Genomic DNA, 15428 nt, shown 5'->3' on the forward strand with positions numbered 1-15428 from the left:
CACGGGTCAGGCCGTGCGCAGGAAGCGGTCGAGGACGTCGGTGCCGAAGTGCAGGGCCGCCACGGGCACCCGCTCGTCGACGCCGTGGAAGAGGGCCTGGTAGTCGAAGCCCTCGGGCAGCTTCAGCGGTGAGAAGCCGTAGCCGGTGATGCCGAGGCGGGCGAACTGCTTGGCGTCGGTGCCGCCGGACATGCAGTAGGGCACGGTGTGCGCGCCGGGGGCGAACTCCTCGACGGCGGCCCGCATCCCGGCGAACAGGGGGGCGTCCACCGGTGCCTGGAGGGCGCGCTCGCGGTGCACGAACTCCCAGTCGACGTCGGGGCCGGTGAGGGCGTCGAGGGTGGTGCGGAACTCGTCCTCGGCGCCCGCGAGGAACCGTCCGTCGACGTGGGCGACGGCCTCGCCGGGGATGACGTTGACCTTGTAACCGGCGTCCAGCATCGTCGGGTTGGCGCTGTTGCGGACGGTCGCCTCGACGAGCTTGGCGGCGGGGCCCAGCTTCTCCAGGAGGGCGTCGACGTCGGTGAGGTCGGGCTCCACGCCGTAGACGGCGGCGAGTTCGGTGAGGGCGGCGGTCACGGTGGGGGTGAGGCGGGTGGGCCAGGTGTGCTCGCCGATGCGGGTGACGGCGGCGGCGAGCCGGGTGACGGCGTTCTCCCGGTTCACCTTGGAGCCGTGCCCGGCGCGGCCGCGCGCGGTCAACCGCAGCCAGCCGGTGCCGCGTTCACCGGCGGCGAGGGGGTAGATCTCGCGGCCGGTGCCGTCGTGGAAGGTGAACGCGCCGGACTCGCTGATGCCTTCGGTGCAGCCCTCGAAGAGGTCGGCGTGCCGGTCGGCGAGGAAGCCGGAGCCGTCCTCGGCGCTGGCCTCCTCGTCGGCGGTGAACGCGACGACGAGGTCGCGGCGGGGGCGGACGCCGCGCCGGGCCCAGTCGCGGACGACGGCGAGGATCATCGCGTCCATGTTCTTCATGTCGACGGCGCCGCGCCCCCACACGACGCCGTCGCGGACCTCGCCGGAGAAGGGGTGGACGGTCCAGTCGGCCGGTTCGGCGGGGACGACGTCGAGGTGGCCGTGGACGAGGAGGGCGTCGGCGGTCGGGTCGGTGCCCTCGATGCGGGCGACGACGTTGGTGCGGCCGGGGACCCGCTCCAGCAGGACGGGGTCGAGTCCGGCGTCGGCGAGCCGCTCGGCGGCGTACTCGGCGGCGGGCCGTTCCCGGCAGTCGCCGCCGCCGCGGTTGGTGGTGTCGATGCGGATGAGGTCGGAGGTGAACCGGACCACCTCGTCGCGCGTCTGCTCGTCAGCCATACTGCTCCTCCACCGCGGCCGACACGACCGTCGTGACCGCTTTGAACGTGCGGATGCCCTCGTACATGGTGCCGCTGGTGTACGCGACTCTGCGCTCCCCGGTGCGGGCCACTCCGGGGATCACGGTGGCGGCCATCGCCAGGTGTTCGGCGTCGAACTCGACGGCGACGGTGAACGGGCCGCCGTGGACGGGTTCCCGGCGCCCGGCGAGGGCCACGGACTCCTTGGCGGCGGCGCGGATGTCGGCGGCGGTGCGGGCGGGGGTGCGGCAGACGGCCGCGTACCGGGAGACGTGGTCCTTGACGGCGACCTTGAGCGCCTCGGGCGCGTAGCCGAGGGCGTCCTCGCAGGCGACGTCGTCGCCGGTGACCAGGACCACGGGGACGCCGTACTCGGCGACGACGTGCGCGTTGAGCATGCCCTCGCTGGCCCGTACGTCGTTCAGCCAGACCCCGGTGATGGAGTTGGCGAGGTAGGTGTGGGCGAGGACGCCCTCCTCCCCGGCGCCCGCGTGGTAGCCGACGAAGGCGATGCCGTCGACGTCGCCGTGCTGGACGCCTTCGACCATGGAGAGGTCCTTGTGGCGTCCGGTGAGCATCTGGGCGCGCTCGTCGAGGCGTTCCAGGAGGAGGTTGCGCATCGTGGAGTGGGCCTCGTTGACGAGGACCTCGTCGGCGCCGCCGTCGAGGAAGCCGCGGACGGCCGCGTCGACGTCGGAGGTGAACATCTCCCGGCACCGCTCCCACTGCGGGGTGCCCGGCAGGACGTCGGCGGGCCAGGTGACGCCGGTGGCGCCCTCCATGTCGGCACTGATCAGGATCTTCACGTCCGGGTCCGTCCTTTCCGGGATCGCCGGGAACTCCGGGAGGTTCCCCGAGCTTAACGGCCCTCCCCCGCGGCGCCCGAGGAGCCCGCCCGGTCCGGTTCGGGCCGCGTCTCCCGGTAGGCGAGGCCCTTCACCCGGCGCAGGCTGAGGACGCTCTCCACGGACTGCACGCCGGGCAGCGCTCCGACGCGTTCGCTGAGGTAGGTGTACAGCTCGGCGGGGCCGGTGTGGAGGGTGGCGGCGGCCAGGTTGGCGGGGCCGGTGGTGGCGGCGGCGAACTGGACCTGCGGGTGGGCGGCGAGGGCGGCCCCGGCGGCGGCGAGGTGGGCGGGGGCGACGGTCAGCCAGAGGAAGGCGTCGACGTCCTGGCCGAGGGGGGCGTGGTCGTACTGGACGTCGAAGTAGAGGACGCCGCGGGCGCGCAGCCGGTCGAGGCGGGTGCGGACGGCGGTCTCGGTGAGCGCGGTGGCGGTCTGGAGTTCGGTGAGGGTGCGGCGGCCGTCCTCGTGGAGCGCGGCGAGCAGGCGCTCGTCGTCGGCGTCGAGGGTGAGGGGCCCGGCGGCGGGCCCGGGCGGCGGCGGGCGCAGCGCGGCGGCTTCGTCGGGGGCCAGGGCGTCGATCTTGGTGAGCCAGCCGGTGGCGCCGCCGCCGGTGAACTCGTGCAGGACGCAGTGGGCGCTGATGGAGGTGATCCGCGGGGTGCGCTGGAGGCGGCCGAGGAGGAGGTCGTCGCGTTCGCGGCGGCTGCGGGGGCGCATCCCGCAGGTGACCTCGGTGCCGCCGGAGACGAGTTTCACGTACATCGTGTCCGGGCGGCGGGCCAGCGCCCCGGCGAGCCGCTCGGCCACGTCGGGCGCGCACGCCAGCCGTACGATCCAGCTGGTCCGCCCGAGACGGGTCCCGTCGGTCATCCCCAGCACCCGCAGCCCGGCCGTCTCCCGCAGCCGCCGCACCCGGCGGGCGACGGTCTGGTCCGACACCCCCAGCACCTGGGCCACCCGGCTGAACGGCACCCGCCCGTCGAACTGGAGCGCCTGGAGCAGCTTGCGGTCGAGCGCGTCGAGGGGCTGGTCGGTGGGGGGCACGGCACGCTCCTGGGACGTTCGGTCGGGCATCTCGGGTCCACGGTGCCACCCGGCCGCCGGGGCGCGCGCGAGGGTGTGGGCGTTTCGCGCACCGCCCGTGAACCCGGCCTCAACAGACGTGCCCGCACCCGCCCCCACCCGCGCCCGCCACTCCCCTCACTCCTCCGCGGGCCCCGCCACGAACCATCTCGACGGCAGCTCGATGCGTCGTCCGTCGGGGGCGAACTCGGTCGTGGTGAGGGGCAGTTCACCCTCGGCGAGGACGGCGAGCCCGGCCGCGTCGAGGTATTCCTGGACCGCCGCGTCGGTCACCTCGCCGGGGGCGACGCCGTGCCGCAGGACGGGGGCCAGTTTGGGCGGCGGGCCGTCGGGGCGTTCGGCGAGGGTGCCGAGGACGGGGCGGGCGGCCTCGGAGAGTTCGACGAGGAAGGCCCGGCCGCGGGTGCCGAGCAGCGCGGCGATCCCGTCGACCAGGGGCTGCCGGTCGGCGGGCTCGCACTGGTGGAGGACGCCGCGCATGTAGATGTTGGTGTCGCCGAGTTCGGCGTGCAGGGTGCGCGTCTGCCCGGTCTCGGCGGCGTCCAGCAGCCGGTACGTCGCCTGTCCGGCCGGGTCGGCGCGGCGGGCGTGGTCGAGGGCGGGACCGGCCAGGTCGGCGCCGATGACCTGGGGGAAGCGGTCGGCGAGGAAGCGGGTCTGGGTGCCGTTGCCGCAGCCGAGGTCGACGAGCGGCAACGCCGGGTCCACCAGGCGGGGTTCGAAGACGGCGAGGTGCCGTGCCGCGGTCAGGGCGGGGTCGGCGTCCCAGAACACCGCGCCCTGACCGGCGGGGGCCTCCCGCCAGAAGTCCTCCCAGGCCGCCCGGTATCGACTCGTCACGCTCATGCACTGCTCCCCAGGGTGCGACGTGGATCCGCCGTGAGTGACGGGCCAGTACGGTGTATCGCTCCGCCGGGGCGCGGACAAGCGCCGTGCGCATACCTTCACGGCTCGTTCGGGAGACATACGCCGCGGGGGCCGGTGCGGGCGGTCGGAGCGGGAGGTCCGGTGAACGGGGCCCGCGGGCCCCCTCGGTCAGCGGCGGCCGGGGCCGGTGCGCATGCCGGGGAGGGCGTCGGACGCGTCGCGCGGAGCGGGGCGGGACACCGACCAGTCGGGGGTGACGGGGACCCGGTCCTCGTGGCTGAACTCCAGTATGGGATAGCCGAGTTCGAGGATCTGGCCGACGATGCGGGCACTGTCCCCGGCGTCGAGGCCGGGCAGGATCTCGGGGAGGCGGCGGGCGAGTCCGGCGGCGCCGGGCACGTCGGTGTGGAGGCCGAATCCGGGGGCGAGGCGTTCGACGGCTCCGGCGGCGCCGAGGCCGTCGAAGGGGGCGGGCGGACGCAGGGCGTGCGCGTCGGCGGCGAGGACGAGGAGCCGTCCGGTGCCGGGGCCGACGAGCGGGTACGCCCACCACAGCACGTCGACGCGGTCCCGGCCCGGCACGGTGAGCCGGGCCCGCCCGGCGGCCGGGTGGCCGAGGGCCCCGTCGGAGGCGGCTCCGGAGGGCTTCTCGGTACCGACCTCCTCGGTACCGGCCTCGTCGGGGGCGGCTTCGTGGACGCCGGGGCCGAACCCGTCGTACGGAAGGTCCTCGTCGATGTCGGGGAGGGCGCCGGAGACGGGGAGCAGGTCGAGGGCGGACCGGCCGACGGCGTCCTCGCGGGCGGCGCCGAAGAGCTGGGCGGCGCCGTCGCTCCAGTGGGCGACGAGGCCCGCCCGGTCCACGACCACGACGGCGAGCGGGGCGGTCCCGGCGTCCGGGGGCCCCGGGGCGGCGCCGGTCCCGGCCACCGTGCGGTCGGCGGGCGCGTCGCTCTCGGTGCCGTGGCCCATGGCCCAGAACCTCTCTCCCCGGAGCCGTCCAAGATCTGTCCGCGGACCCACCGTACGGCGCGACGCGCCCGGGACGCACACCCTTTCCGGAATTGGTTTCAGCGTGAAAGCACCGGGTATGCACAGCGCCCGCGGCGGGCCCGGCCGCGCCGCGGGGGCCTCTCGGGTCCCGTGGGTGCCCGTCAGTCCTCGTGGCCCAGTTGCAGATCGCGTTCGGTGCGTCCGCCCCCGGCCACGTGCAGCACGGTGGCGACCGGCGGGTATCCGGCGGCGATGACGGTGTACTCGCCGGAGGACAGGTCGATGAAGCGGAAGGTGCCGTCGGGGCCGGTGGTGAGGGTGTCCACGACGTTGCCCGCGGCGTCGAGGAGGGTGACGCGGGCGTCCTCGACGGGTCGTCCGCCGGTGGCCCTGACGGTGCCGCGCAGCACCGCGCCGCCCGCGAGTTCGACGTCCTGGCGGGTCTCGCGGGAGGCCTGGACGGAGACCGGCAGCGCGGCGGGCCGGAAGGCGGGGGCGCTGGCGGCGAGGGTGTACTCCCCCGCGACCAGCTCGGTGATGAGGTAGCCGCCCTCGCGTCCGCTGCGGGTGCTGGCGACGACCTCGCCGTGCACGTTGGTGAGGGTCACGGTGGCCTCGCGGACGGGGCTGCCGTCGGCGGTGAGGACGGACCCGGCGAGGCGTCCGGCGCCGCCGAGGACGACGTCCAGTTCGACGGGGCGTTCGCCGACGGTGACGGTGACGGCCTGCGGCTGGTGTCCGCCCGCGGCGGCGATCAGGACGTACGATCCGGCGCCGGGGGTGGCGAGCGCGTACCGTCCGTCGTCGCCGCTGGCGCCCCGGCCGATCTGCCGTCCGACGACGTCGATCAGGGTGAGCGCGGCGCGCGGCACGACGCTGCCGTCGGAGTGCTGGACGGTGCCGCAGACGGGGACGCCCGCGGTGTGCGCGGCGCGGGCCTGCGGGATCGGGGAGGTCACGGGCGTGGTCTCCGTTTCGGCGGCGTTGTGGGACACCAGCGGTTTCTCCTTGAGGAAGAAGGCGAGCAGCAGTCCGAGGGCGAGGACCGGGACGAGGTAGAGGAAGATCCTCGGCATGGCGTCGGCGTAGGCGGCGATGTAGGCGTCGCGCAGCGCCGGGGACAGGGCGTGGACGAGCTGCGGGGTGAGGGACTCGGGGTCGGGCAGGCCCGCGTCGGCGGGCAGCCGGTCGGTGAGGGCGTCGGTGAGGCGGTCGGCGAAGAGGGTGCCGAAGACGGCGGCGCCGACGCTGCCGCCGATCTGGCGGAAGTAGTTGTTGGCGCTGGTGGCGGTGCCGAGGTCGGCGGGGCGCACGGAGTTCTGCACGGCGAGGACGAGGACGGGCATCGCCAGGCCGATCCCGGCGCCGAGGACGGCCATCCAGAGGCTGTAGTGGAGGCGGGGGGTGTCGGCCTCCAGCCGGGACAGCAGCCACATGCCGGCGGCGGCGAGGGCGCTGCCGAGGAGGGGGTAGATCCTGTAGCGGCCGGTGCGGGTGATGAGCTGCCCGGAGACGATGGAGGTGACGACGATGCCGCCCATCATGGGCAGCATCAGCAGGCCGGACTCGGTGGCGGAGGCGCCGTCGACCATCTGGAGGAAGGTCGGCAGATAGCTGGCCGCGCCGAACAGGGCGACGCCGATGACGAGGCCGATGAGGCCGGTGACGGCGAAGACGGGGTCGCGGAACAGCCGCAGCGGGATGAGGGGTTCGGCGGCGAGGCGTTCGGCGAGCAGGAAGAGCAGGGCGGCGGCGACCGCGCCCGCGGCGAGGCCGAGGATGACGCGCGAGCCCCACGCGTGCTCGGTGCCGCCCCAACTGGTCAGCAGGACCAGGCAGGTGGAGGCGGCGGCGAGCAGCAGGGTGCCGAGGACGTCGAAGCGGGGCTTGGCGGTGGGTTTGGGGAGTTTGAGGACGACGGAGACGACGGCGAGGGTGAACAGGCCGAAGGGGACGTTGATGTAGAAGCACCAGCGCCAGGAGAGGTGGTCGGTGAAGTAGCCGCCGAGGAGGGGGCCGGCGACGGAGGCGAGGCCGAAGGCGGCGCCGATGAGGCCCATGAACCGGCCGCGCTGCCGGGGCGGCACGATGTCCGCGATGATCGCCTGGACGCCGATCATGAGGCCGCCCGCGCCGATGCCCTGCACGGCGCGGAAGGCGATCAACTGGTCCATCGTCCCGGCCCGTCCGGCGAGGGCGGAGCCCACGACGAAGACGACGATGGCGAACTGGAACACGCCCTTGCGACCGAGGAGGTCGCCGAGCTTGCCGTAGACCGGGAGGCCGACGGTGGAGGTGAGGAGGTAGGCGGTGATGGCCCAGGACATCTTGTCCAGGCCGTGGAGTTCGCCGACGATCTTCGGCAGGGCGGTCGCGACGATCATCTGCTCCAGCGCGGCGAGGAGCAGCGCGAGCATCAGCCCGAGGAAGACCAACCGGACCTGGCGGGGCCCGAGTTCGGGAGCGGGGGGCGGTCCGGGGGCGGCGGGTGGCGGTGGGGCCTGTGCCGGGGTCCTCCGTGCCGTGTCGCGCGGCTCCCGCCGCGTCAGCGTCGTCCCGCCCACCTGCCGCTCCCCTCGTCGCACCTGCCGCGCAGTTGCCGCGTGAAGCGACAACTCCGGGCAAGCGCGACGAGTTACGGTCCGAACCCGGTCCGAAGGGAGAACCACTCGAACCGGTGAGGGGGAGCAACGGTCAAGGGCCGGGCGGCCCTTGACCCCGAGGGGACGTCGGCGCTACCTCTCGACCTCGGCGCTACTTCTCGACCTTGGTGGCCAGGTTGGCGAGGACCGCGTCGTGGATGCGGGCGAGGCCCTTGGGGGCGAAGGTCCGCTCGAAGAAGCCGCCGATGCCGCCCGCGCCCGTCCAGGTGGTGGTGACCACGACGCGGGAGGAGCCCTCGCCGGCCGGGGTGACGCGCCAGACGGTGACCATGGAGGAGTTGCGGTCCTTCTCGACCAGCTCGCCGTCGGTGGGCTCGGTGACCTCCAGGAGGCAGTCGCGCACCCGCTTGCTGGTGGCCTGGAGCTTCCAGTGGACGAGGGTGCCCTCGCCGTCGCCGCCCTCGCGCACCTCGTACTCGCTGTACTGCTCGGGGAGCAGCTTGCCGCGCGTGCCGGTGTAGTCGGCGAGCGTGTCGAACACCAGGTCCGGGCTCGCCGCGACGACCCGCTCGGTGGTGGCCTCGACCTGCGCCATGGGGTTCCTCCAGGTCTTTGTTGCTCGGTGTTGCTCGGTTCGATCAGGGAGTTGCTCCAGTTGGGGGCAAGCCAACCACCCCGGTCCCCGGCGGCCCAAATCGGGGTTGCGGAAGCGGTCGCGGGCAGGTCCCGGCCCGGTCATCGCCCGGTCGGAAAGAGTGTTCGCACGATCATGGGAACACATGTTCTATTGTGGGCGCAGTGCTACCGAGGAGGCGCCATGCGCTGGGAGAACCTCTCCGCGGAACCCCGCCACGACCGGCCGGCCGACGCCGCGCTGTTCGGCGCGGACGCGGTCGTGACCAGGACCTTCGACACCCCGGAGTTCGCCGGGATCACCTTCCACGAGATCCGGGCCCGCTCGATCCTCAACCGGGTGCCGGGCGCCTCCCGGATGCCGTTCGAGTGGACGGTGAACCCCTACCGGGGCTGCACGCACGCCTGTGTGTACTGCTTCGCCCGCAAGACGCACGGCTATCTCGACCTGGACACCGGTGTCGGGTTCGACACCCAGATCGTCGTCAAGGTGAACGCGCCCGAGCTGCTGCGCCGCCAGCTGGCCTCGTCGCGCTGGCGGGGCGACCACGTGGCGATGGGCACCAACGTCGACTGCTACCAGCGCGCGGAGGGCCGCTACCGGCTGATGCCGGGCATCCTCGCCGCGCTGCGCGACCACGCGAACCCGTTCTCGATCCTGACCAAGGGGACGCTGATCCTGCGCGACCTGGACCTGCTGCGGCAGGCGGCCGAGGTGACGGAGGTCGGGGTGTCGGTGTCCGTGGGGTTCACCGACACCGAGCTGTGGCGGACCGTGGAGCCGGGCACCCCGGCCCCGCAGCGCCGCCTGGACGTGGTGCGCACGCTCACCGAGCACGGCCTGGCCTGCGGGGTCCTGATGGCGCCGGTGATCCCGTTCCTCGGCGACGAGCCCGCGCAACTGCGCGCGACGGTACGGGCGATCGCGGCGTCCGGGGCCACCTCCGTCACCCCGCTGGTGCTGCATCTGCGGCCCGGGGCCCGCGAGTGGTTCATGGCCTGGCTCGCGGAGCACCACCCGCACCTGGTCCGCCGCTACGAGCGCCTGTACGCCGACGGCGCCTACGCCCCCACCTGGTACCAGCGCCGGATCACCCGTCAGGTCCACGAGCTGGCCGAGGAGTACGGCATCGGCCCGACCCGCCCCGGCATGCCCCGCCGGTTCCGCCCGCCGGAGCCCGACGCGGAGAACGCCCTGCCCGAACCGGCCGGGCCGACCCAGCTCACCCTGCTCTGACCGCACCGCGCCCCACCGGGCGCGACCCGCCACGAAGCCCCCGCCCCGGACCCCACCCCGCATCCGGCCGCCTCACCCGCCCCGGCTACCGCGCGCGCCCCGGCCACCGCGCGCGGCCCGAGTGGTGCGCCGGTCCGTCCGCACGGGCGCGTTCGAGGGCATCCGCCGACCCGATCGGGTCAAGTATGGCCGGAACAGGTTCTTCCGGGCGTCCGCTCCGGGACTATGCGCCGAGGACCGTGACCCACGCGGTCCGTCGACCTCCGTCCTGGGAGGACCACTTGAGAACACGCGCAGCCGTGCTGTGCGGCGTCGCCGCCGTCGTGGCCGGGACGCTGACCGCCCTGCCCGCCGACGCCGCCCCCGCGGGGGCCGCCGCGCCCGCCGCGCAGACGGCCCCGGTGGCGAAGCCGGTGTGGAAGCCGTGCGCCACCGACACCGCCCCGACGCTCCAGTGCGCGTCGCTGAAGGTGCCGCTGGACCATGTCGACCCCGGCGGCCGGAAGATCACCCTCGCGCTGTCGCGCGTCCCGCACACCGCGAAGACGTACCAGGGGCCGCTGCTGGTCAACCCCGGCGGCCCCGGCGGCGGCGGGCTCGGCCTGGCCGGGTTCGTCGCCGCGTCGCTGCCGAAGGAGGTGGCCGCCCAGTACGACGTCATCGGGTTCGACCCGCGCGGCGTCGGCAAGAGCACCCCCGCGATCAACTGCCGCCCCGGCCACTTCACCCCGGTCCGCCCCGACCCGGTGCCCGCAAGTCCCGCCACGGAGCGCGCCAACCTCAAGCGGGTGAAGGCCTTCACCGAGGCCTGCCGGACCAAGTACGCCGACGTCCTGCCGTACATCGACACGGTCAGCGCGGTCCGCGACATGGACGCGATCCGCCGCTCCCTCGGCGCCAGGAAGATCAACTTCTTCGGCTACTCCTACGGCACCTACCTCGGCGCCGTCTACGCCAAGCTCTACCCGGCGCACGTCCGGCGCTTCGTCCTCGACTCGGTCGTGGACCCCACCGGCGTCTGGTACGACAACAACCTCGCCCAGGACCAGGCGTTCAACGACCGCCACCGCGCCCTGATGGCCTGGATCGCGAAGTACGACGCCACCTACCGCCTGGGCACCGACCCCGAGCGCGTCGAGGCGAAGTGGTACGCGATGCGGGCCGCGCTCGCGAAGAAGCCCGCCGGGGGCACGGTCGGCCCCGGCGAACTGGAGGACACCTTCCTGCCGGGCGGCTACTACAACGGCTACTGGCCCTACCTGGCCGAGGCGTTCGCCGCGTACGTCAACGACCGCGACAGCGCCCCGCTCGTTGAGGCGTTCGAGAACTTCGGCGCGATCGACGCGTCGGCGGAGAACGGCTACAGCGTGTACGCGGCCGTGCAGTGCCGGGACGCCTCCTGGCCGCGCGACTGGGACGAGTGGCGCGCGGACACCTGGGCGATGTACGAGAAGGCGCCGTTCATGGCCTGGAACAACGCCTGGTACAACGCGCCGTGCGCGTTCTGGCCGACCCGCTCGCGCCAACCGGTGAACGTCGTCAACGGCAAGGTGCCGCCGGTCCTGCTGTTCCAGGCGACCGACGACGCGGCCACCCCGTACGAGGGAGCCGCGATGACGCACGCCCTGCTGCGCGGGTCGAGCCTGGTCGTCGAGGAGGGCGGCGGCAACCACGGCATCACGCTGAGCGGCAACGCCTGCCTCGACCGGCACCTCGCGGCCTATCTGACCGACGGGACCGTGCCGCGCGGCCGGGGACAGGTGGACGCCACCTGCGCGGCGCTGCCCGACCCGGAGCCGCTGACCGGGAAGGCCGCCTCCGGCACGGCGCACGGCGCCGCCCTGCACGGCCTGCTCGGACCGCGCGGCTGACACACCGCGGACAGCGCCCCCGCCGGGAAGCCCCGGCGGGGGCGCTGTCGTACCCGTGGTCCACGATGGACCCATGAGTGAGCCGACGAGAATCCCCGCCCCCGACGGTGTCGCCCCGGCCGCGCAGTACGCGCACGTGGTGCACGCCACCGGCCGTCTCGTCGCCGTCTCCGGGCAGCTCCCCCTCGACGCCGAGGGGCGGCTGGTCGGCGCGGGCGACCCGGCGGCGCAGGCCCGGCAGGTCTTCGACAACCTCCGCCGCTGTCTGGCCGCCGCGGGCGCGGGCTTCGACGACGTCGTCAAGCTCACCTGCTTCGTCACCGACATCGCGCACCTCCCCGCGATCCGGGCGGCGCGCGCCGCGCACATCGCCGACGACCGCCTCCCGGCCGCCTCCGCCGTGCAGGTCGCCGCGCTGGTCCGCCCGGAGTTCCTGATGGAGATCGAGGCGCTGGCGGTGGTGGGCGCGTGACCCGCGCGAGCGCGGGCGGCCGGGCGGATCGCACCGTCCGTCCGATGACCCTCGACGACTGCGCGCGTCTCGGAGATCCGGATCGGCGGCTGGCGCCACGCCTACCGCGGCCTGATCCCGCGGGCGCACCTCGACGCGCTGAGCGTCGCCGAGGACACCGAGCGGCGCCGCGCGTGGTTCGCGCGGCTCGACGGGAGTGTGGAGAACCTGGTCGCCGAGGAGGCGGGCCGGGTGGTCGGCTGGGCCGCCCACGGCCCCTACCGTGACGGCGAACAGCGCACCTCCGACGCCGAGTTGTACGCCCTGTACGTCGACCCCGCCCACCTCGGCCGCGGCACCGGCCACGCCCTGCTCACCGCCTCGGTGCTCCGCCGGACCGCCCTCGGGCACACGCGGATGTACCTGTGGGTGCTGGAGGGCAACACCCCGGCCCGCCGGTTCTACGAGCGGGCCGGGTTCCGCCCCGACGGCGCGGAGGAGCCCTTCGAGGTGGCCGGCGCGGAGGTGCCGGAGGTGCGGTACGCCCGTGCGCTCGGCGTCGGCTGACGGGCCGTCGGGCTGTCGGGCCACGCGCCGGGCGTTCAGCGCTGCCGGGGAATCCGCGCGAGCGCCCGGACCGCCGCCTCGGCGAGCGCCGGGTGGGCCAGCGCGTCGTCCAGGACGGGGCGGGCCCGGTCGTCGCCGAGGGTGCCCAGACCGTCGACGCAGGCGAGGGCGATCCGGCGGTAGGGGTCGTGCGGGTGCAGCCGCCGCCGCAGGGTCGTGATGAGCGCGGGCACCGACTCGGGCGCCCGCAGCTCCACCAGCAGCCGGACCGGGTGGAGGGCGTAGGCGACGCGCCGTTCGTTGGTGGCGAGGGCCGCCGCCGCCCGCGCGGTGCGCGGGTCACCGAGCCGGGCCAGGGCCTGGGCGGCGGTGGCGCAGCGCGGCGGGTCGCGGTGGTTGAGCAGCAGCACCAGCGCCTCGAAGGCGCGCCGGTCCCCGGCCACGCCCAGCCGGTACGCGGCGAGTTCGCGGGCCCACAGGGGCTGTCCGGCGGCGGTGAGCGCCGCGGCGAGCGCGTCCTGGTCCGCGGTGGCCGCCAACTCCTCGACGGCGGCGGCCTGTCCCGCCTCCCGCCGTAAGCGCTCCGTGAGCGTTCGCAACTCTTCGTCCATGTGCCGAGCGTAGAGGCGCCGTCCGCGCGTCGGGACGTACATCACAAAGCCGGGGGGCTGGCGCGCTCGTTACCGCCTGGTTAAGCTCATAGGAGCGGGACACCCACTCGCATCCGCTCGCGCAGGCCTGGTGACGCAGCCGCCGCGAGCGCCAGTCGGTTCGGTACCCAGGTACCGCGTTCGACCCGGCCACGGGACAGGGCCGGTCGGTTTCCCCGCCGTTCCCGGACGTGTGCGCGTCCGTGGTGACGGCCCCGGGCGTGTGCGCTCCGTAGCCCGGCAACACCCGCACCGAGCACCTCTGTTCAGCGTTCTTCTTCCGCACCCCGGTGCGCCCGCCGTCTCCCCCGGAGACCGGGGGCGCGCCCGGAGGTGCTTCCCGTCGTCACCTCGTGGACGCCATGACCTCATGCCGTTCACGACCCTCATCCCTGGAGTCCCGCCATGGCCGCTCCCCTGTCCCCCGCCCCTCTTCCCGCCCCGCGGACGATCGCCGTCGTCGGTCTGGGCACCATGGGCACCGGTATCACCGAGGTGCTCGCCACGGCCGGCCGCGAGGTGATCGGCATCGACGTCGGCGAGGCGGAGACCGCGCGGTGCGTCGCCGCGCTGGCGTCCGCCACGGCGCGCTCCGTGGAGCGCGGGCGGCTCACCGAGGCGGAGCGGACGGCCGCCCTCGGCCGGTTCCGCACCTCCACCGACCTCGCGGCGGCGGCCGACGCCGACCTCGTGATCGAGGTGGCGCCGGAGTCGTACGAGGTCAAGCAGCAGATCTTCCGGGAGCTGGACGCGATCGTGCGGCCCACGACGATCCTGGCGACCGGCACCAACGCGCTCTCCGTCACCCGGCTCGCCGCCGAGTCGGCCCGCCCGGAGCGGGTCCTCGGGCTGCACTTCTTCAACCCGGCGCCCGCGATGAAGCTGGTCGAGGTGGTCTCCTCGGTGCTGACCGCGCCCGCCGCCGTCACCGCCGTCACCGACCTCGCGATCGGCCTCGGCAAGGAGCCCGTCGCGGTCGGCGACCGCCCCGGATTCGTCGCGGACGGGCTGCTGTTCGGCTACCTCAACCAGGCCGCCGCGATGTACGAGTCGAAGTACGCCTCCCGCGAGGACATCGACGCGGCGATGCGGCTCGGCTGCGGGCTGCCGATGGGCCCACTGGCCCTGCTCGACCTGATCGGCGTGGACACCGCGCGCACCGTCCTGGAGGCGATGTACGCCGAGTCCCACGACCGGCTGCACGCGCCCGCCCCGATCCTGCGGCAGCTCAGCGAGGCCGGTCTGACCGGCCGCAAGGCGGGCCGCGGCTTCTACACCTATGAGGCGCCGGGCAGCGCGGTCGTGGTGGCGGACGCGACGACGCCCGCCGCCGGGGGCACCGGCACGGCCGGGCGCGCGGTGCGCTCGGTCGGCGTCGCGGGGTCGGGCACGATGGCGTCGGGGATCGCGGAGGTGTTCGCGAAGGCGGGCCTCGACGTCGTCCTCGCCGCCCGCAGCGACGAGAAGGCGCGGACGGCGAAGGACCGGATCGGCGCGTCCCTGGCCCGCTCGGTCGCCAAGGGGCGGCTGAGCGAGGAGGACGCGGCGCGGACCCTGGAGCGGATCGTCCCGGCCGGGACCTACGACGCGTTCGCGGAGGTCGACCTGGCCGTCGAGGCGGTCGCGGAGGACCTGGACGTCAAGCAGGAGCTGTTCGCGGCGCTGGACAAGGTGTGCCGTCCCGGCGCGGTCCTCGCCACCACCACCTCCTCGCTGCCGGTCGTCGCGCTCGCCCGCGCCACGTCGCGCCCGCAGGACGTCGTCGGGATGCACTTCTTCAACCCGGCCCCGGCGATGAAGCTCGTCGAGGTGGTCCGCACCGTCCTCACCGGCGACGACGTGCACGCCACCGTGCACGAGGTCTGCGCCCGCGTCCGCAAGCACCCGGTGGACTGCGGCGACCGGGCCGGGTTCATCGTGAACGCGCTGCTGTTCCCCTACCTCAACAACGCGATCAAGATGGTCCAGGAGCACTACGCCTCCCTCGACGACATCGACGCCGCGATGAAGCTGGGCGGCGGTTACCCGATGGGTCCGTTCGAACTCCTCGACGTCGTCGGCCTCGACGTCTCCCTCGCCATCGAGCAGGTCCTGCACCGCGAGTTCCGCGATCCGGGGCTCGCCCCGGCCCCGCTGCTGGAGCACCTGGTGGCGGCGGGCTGCCTCGGCCGCAAGACGGGCCGGGGCTTCCGGGAACATGCCCGCCGCTGACGACGGGACCGCCGCGGGCGCCCGCCTCCGCGGCGGTCCGCCCCGCGAGGACTGGGGCGGACTGCTCGGGCCGGGCGCGGCTCC

Annotated in this window: 12 protein-coding genes and 1 pseudogene; 5 read left to right on the forward strand and 8 right to left on the reverse strand. The window is 74.4% G+C overall.

What is annotated here, in order from left to right:
- Window positions 1-6 precede the first annotated feature (6 nt).
- The 7 genes from ACIQPQ_RS19315 to ACIQPQ_RS19345 form a co-directional block, all read right to left on the reverse strand.
- Window positions 7-1311, reverse strand: a complete 1305-nt coding sequence (locus ACIQPQ_RS19315; protein ID WP_401305322.1) for a M20/M25/M40 family metallo-hydrolase — start codon at window positions 1309-1311, stop codon at window positions 7-9.
- Window positions 1304-2137: a M55 family metallopeptidase gene (locus ACIQPQ_RS19320; protein ID WP_401305324.1), complete on the reverse strand. Its 834-nt coding sequence runs from the start codon at window positions 2135-2137 to the stop codon at window positions 1304-1306. The genes ACIQPQ_RS19315 and ACIQPQ_RS19320 overlap by 8 nt, the downstream gene beginning before the upstream one ends.
- Before the next feature lie 53 nt (window positions 2138-2190).
- The gene (locus tag ACIQPQ_RS19325) at window positions 2191-3222 is read right to left on the reverse strand and encodes an Lrp/AsnC family transcriptional regulator (protein WP_401305326.1); all 1032 of its coding nucleotides are present in this window, start codon (window positions 3220-3222) and stop codon (window positions 2191-2193) included.
- A gap of 156 nt (window positions 3223-3378) precedes the next feature.
- Window positions 3379-4107: a class I SAM-dependent methyltransferase gene (locus tag ACIQPQ_RS19330; RefSeq protein ID WP_401305328.1), complete on the reverse strand. Its 729-nt coding sequence runs from the start codon at window positions 4105-4107 to the stop codon at window positions 3379-3381.
- A 189-nt stretch (window positions 4108-4296) separates the two neighbouring features.
- The gene (locus ACIQPQ_RS19335; protein ID WP_401305330.1) at window positions 4297-5100 is read right to left on the reverse strand and encodes a PAS domain-containing protein; all 804 of its coding nucleotides are present in this window, start codon (window positions 5098-5100) and stop codon (window positions 4297-4299) included.
- A gap of 182 nt (window positions 5101-5282) precedes the next feature.
- On the reverse strand, window positions 5283-7685 hold the full coding sequence (locus tag ACIQPQ_RS19340; protein WP_401305332.1) for an MFS transporter: 2403 nt from the start codon (window positions 7683-7685) through the stop codon (window positions 5283-5285).
- A 190-nt stretch (window positions 7686-7875) separates the two neighbouring features.
- Complete coding sequence (locus tag ACIQPQ_RS19345; protein WP_401305334.1) at window positions 7876-8319, reverse strand: SRPBCC family protein; 444 nt, start codon at window positions 8317-8319, stop codon at window positions 7876-7878.
- A 222-nt stretch (window positions 8320-8541) separates the two neighbouring features.
- On the opposite strand from ACIQPQ_RS19345, the gene ACIQPQ_RS19350 reads away from it, so the two are divergent.
- From ACIQPQ_RS19350 to ACIQPQ_RS19365, 4 genes and pseudogenes are all read left to right on the forward strand, one after another.
- A complete protein-coding gene (locus ACIQPQ_RS19350; RefSeq protein WP_401305335.1) occupies window positions 8542-9594 on the forward strand; it encodes an Rv2578c family radical SAM protein in 1053 nt (350 codons plus the stop codon).
- A gap of 281 nt (window positions 9595-9875) precedes the next feature.
- The gene (locus tag ACIQPQ_RS19355; protein WP_401305337.1) at window positions 9876-11465 is read left to right on the forward strand and encodes an alpha/beta hydrolase; all 1590 of its coding nucleotides are present in this window, start codon (window positions 9876-9878) and stop codon (window positions 11463-11465) included.
- Window positions 11466-11538: 73 nt separating this feature from the next.
- Window positions 11539-11937 carry a RidA family protein gene (locus ACIQPQ_RS19360; RefSeq protein ID WP_401305339.1) on the forward strand — a complete coding sequence of 133 codons (399 nt, stop codon included), beginning with the start codon at window positions 11539-11541 and terminating at the stop codon, window positions 11935-11937.
- 44 nt (window positions 11938-11981) lie between these two features.
- A pseudogene (locus ACIQPQ_RS19365) lies at window positions 11982-12483 on the forward strand (GNAT family N-acetyltransferase).
- 35 nt (window positions 12484-12518) lie between these two features.
- Here the strand turns inward: ACIQPQ_RS19365 and ACIQPQ_RS19370 are convergent.
- Window positions 12519-13094, reverse strand: coding sequence for an adenylosuccinate lyase (locus ACIQPQ_RS19370; RefSeq protein WP_383775910.1), 576 nt, complete (start codon window positions 13092-13094; stop codon window positions 12519-12521).
- 444 nt (window positions 13095-13538) lie between these two features.
- Between ACIQPQ_RS19370 and ACIQPQ_RS19375 the strand changes: the two genes are divergently transcribed.
- Entirely contained in the window at window positions 13539-15344 is a 1806-nt protein-coding gene (locus ACIQPQ_RS19375) for a 3-hydroxyacyl-CoA dehydrogenase family protein (RefSeq protein ID WP_401305341.1), read from the forward strand.
- The last annotated feature ends 84 nt before the right edge of the window (window positions 15345-15428 follow it).

Origin of the sequence: Streptomyces sp. NPDC091281 (assembly GCF_044757425.1) — a bacterium.
Taxonomy (GTDB): domain Bacteria; phylum Actinomycetota; class Actinomycetes; order Streptomycetales; family Streptomycetaceae; genus Streptomyces.

Bases quoted from the DNA above. Each gene is read 5' to 3' on its own strand.
- ACIQPQ_RS19315 (WP_401305322.1), bottom strand. From the start codon at position 1,311: ATGGCTGACGAGCAGACGCGCGACGAGGTGGTCCGGTTCACCTCCGAC.
- ACIQPQ_RS19330 (WP_401305328.1), bottom strand. From the start codon at position 4,107: ATGAGCGTGACGAGTCGATACCGGGCGGCCTGGGAGGACTTCTGGCGG.
- ACIQPQ_RS19335 (WP_401305330.1), bottom strand. From the start codon at position 5,100: ATGGGCCACGGCACCGAGAGCGACGCGCCCGCCGACCGCACGGTGGCC.
- ACIQPQ_RS19345 (WP_401305334.1), bottom strand. From the start codon at position 8,319: ATGGCGCAGGTCGAGGCCACCACCGAGCGGGTCGTCGCGGCGAGCCCG.
- ACIQPQ_RS19350 (WP_401305335.1), top strand. From the start codon at position 8,542: ATGCGCTGGGAGAACCTCTCCGCGGAACCCCGCCACGACCGGCCGGCC.
- ACIQPQ_RS19360 (WP_401305339.1), top strand. From the start codon at position 11,539: ATGAGTGAGCCGACGAGAATCCCCGCCCCCGACGGTGTCGCCCCGGCC.
- ACIQPQ_RS19370 (WP_383775910.1), bottom strand. From the start codon at position 13,094: ATGGACGAAGAGTTGCGAACGCTCACGGAGCGCTTACGGCGGGAGGCG.
- ACIQPQ_RS19375 (WP_401305341.1), top strand. From the start codon at position 13,539: ATGGCCGCTCCCCTGTCCCCCGCCCCTCTTCCCGCCCCGCGGACGATC.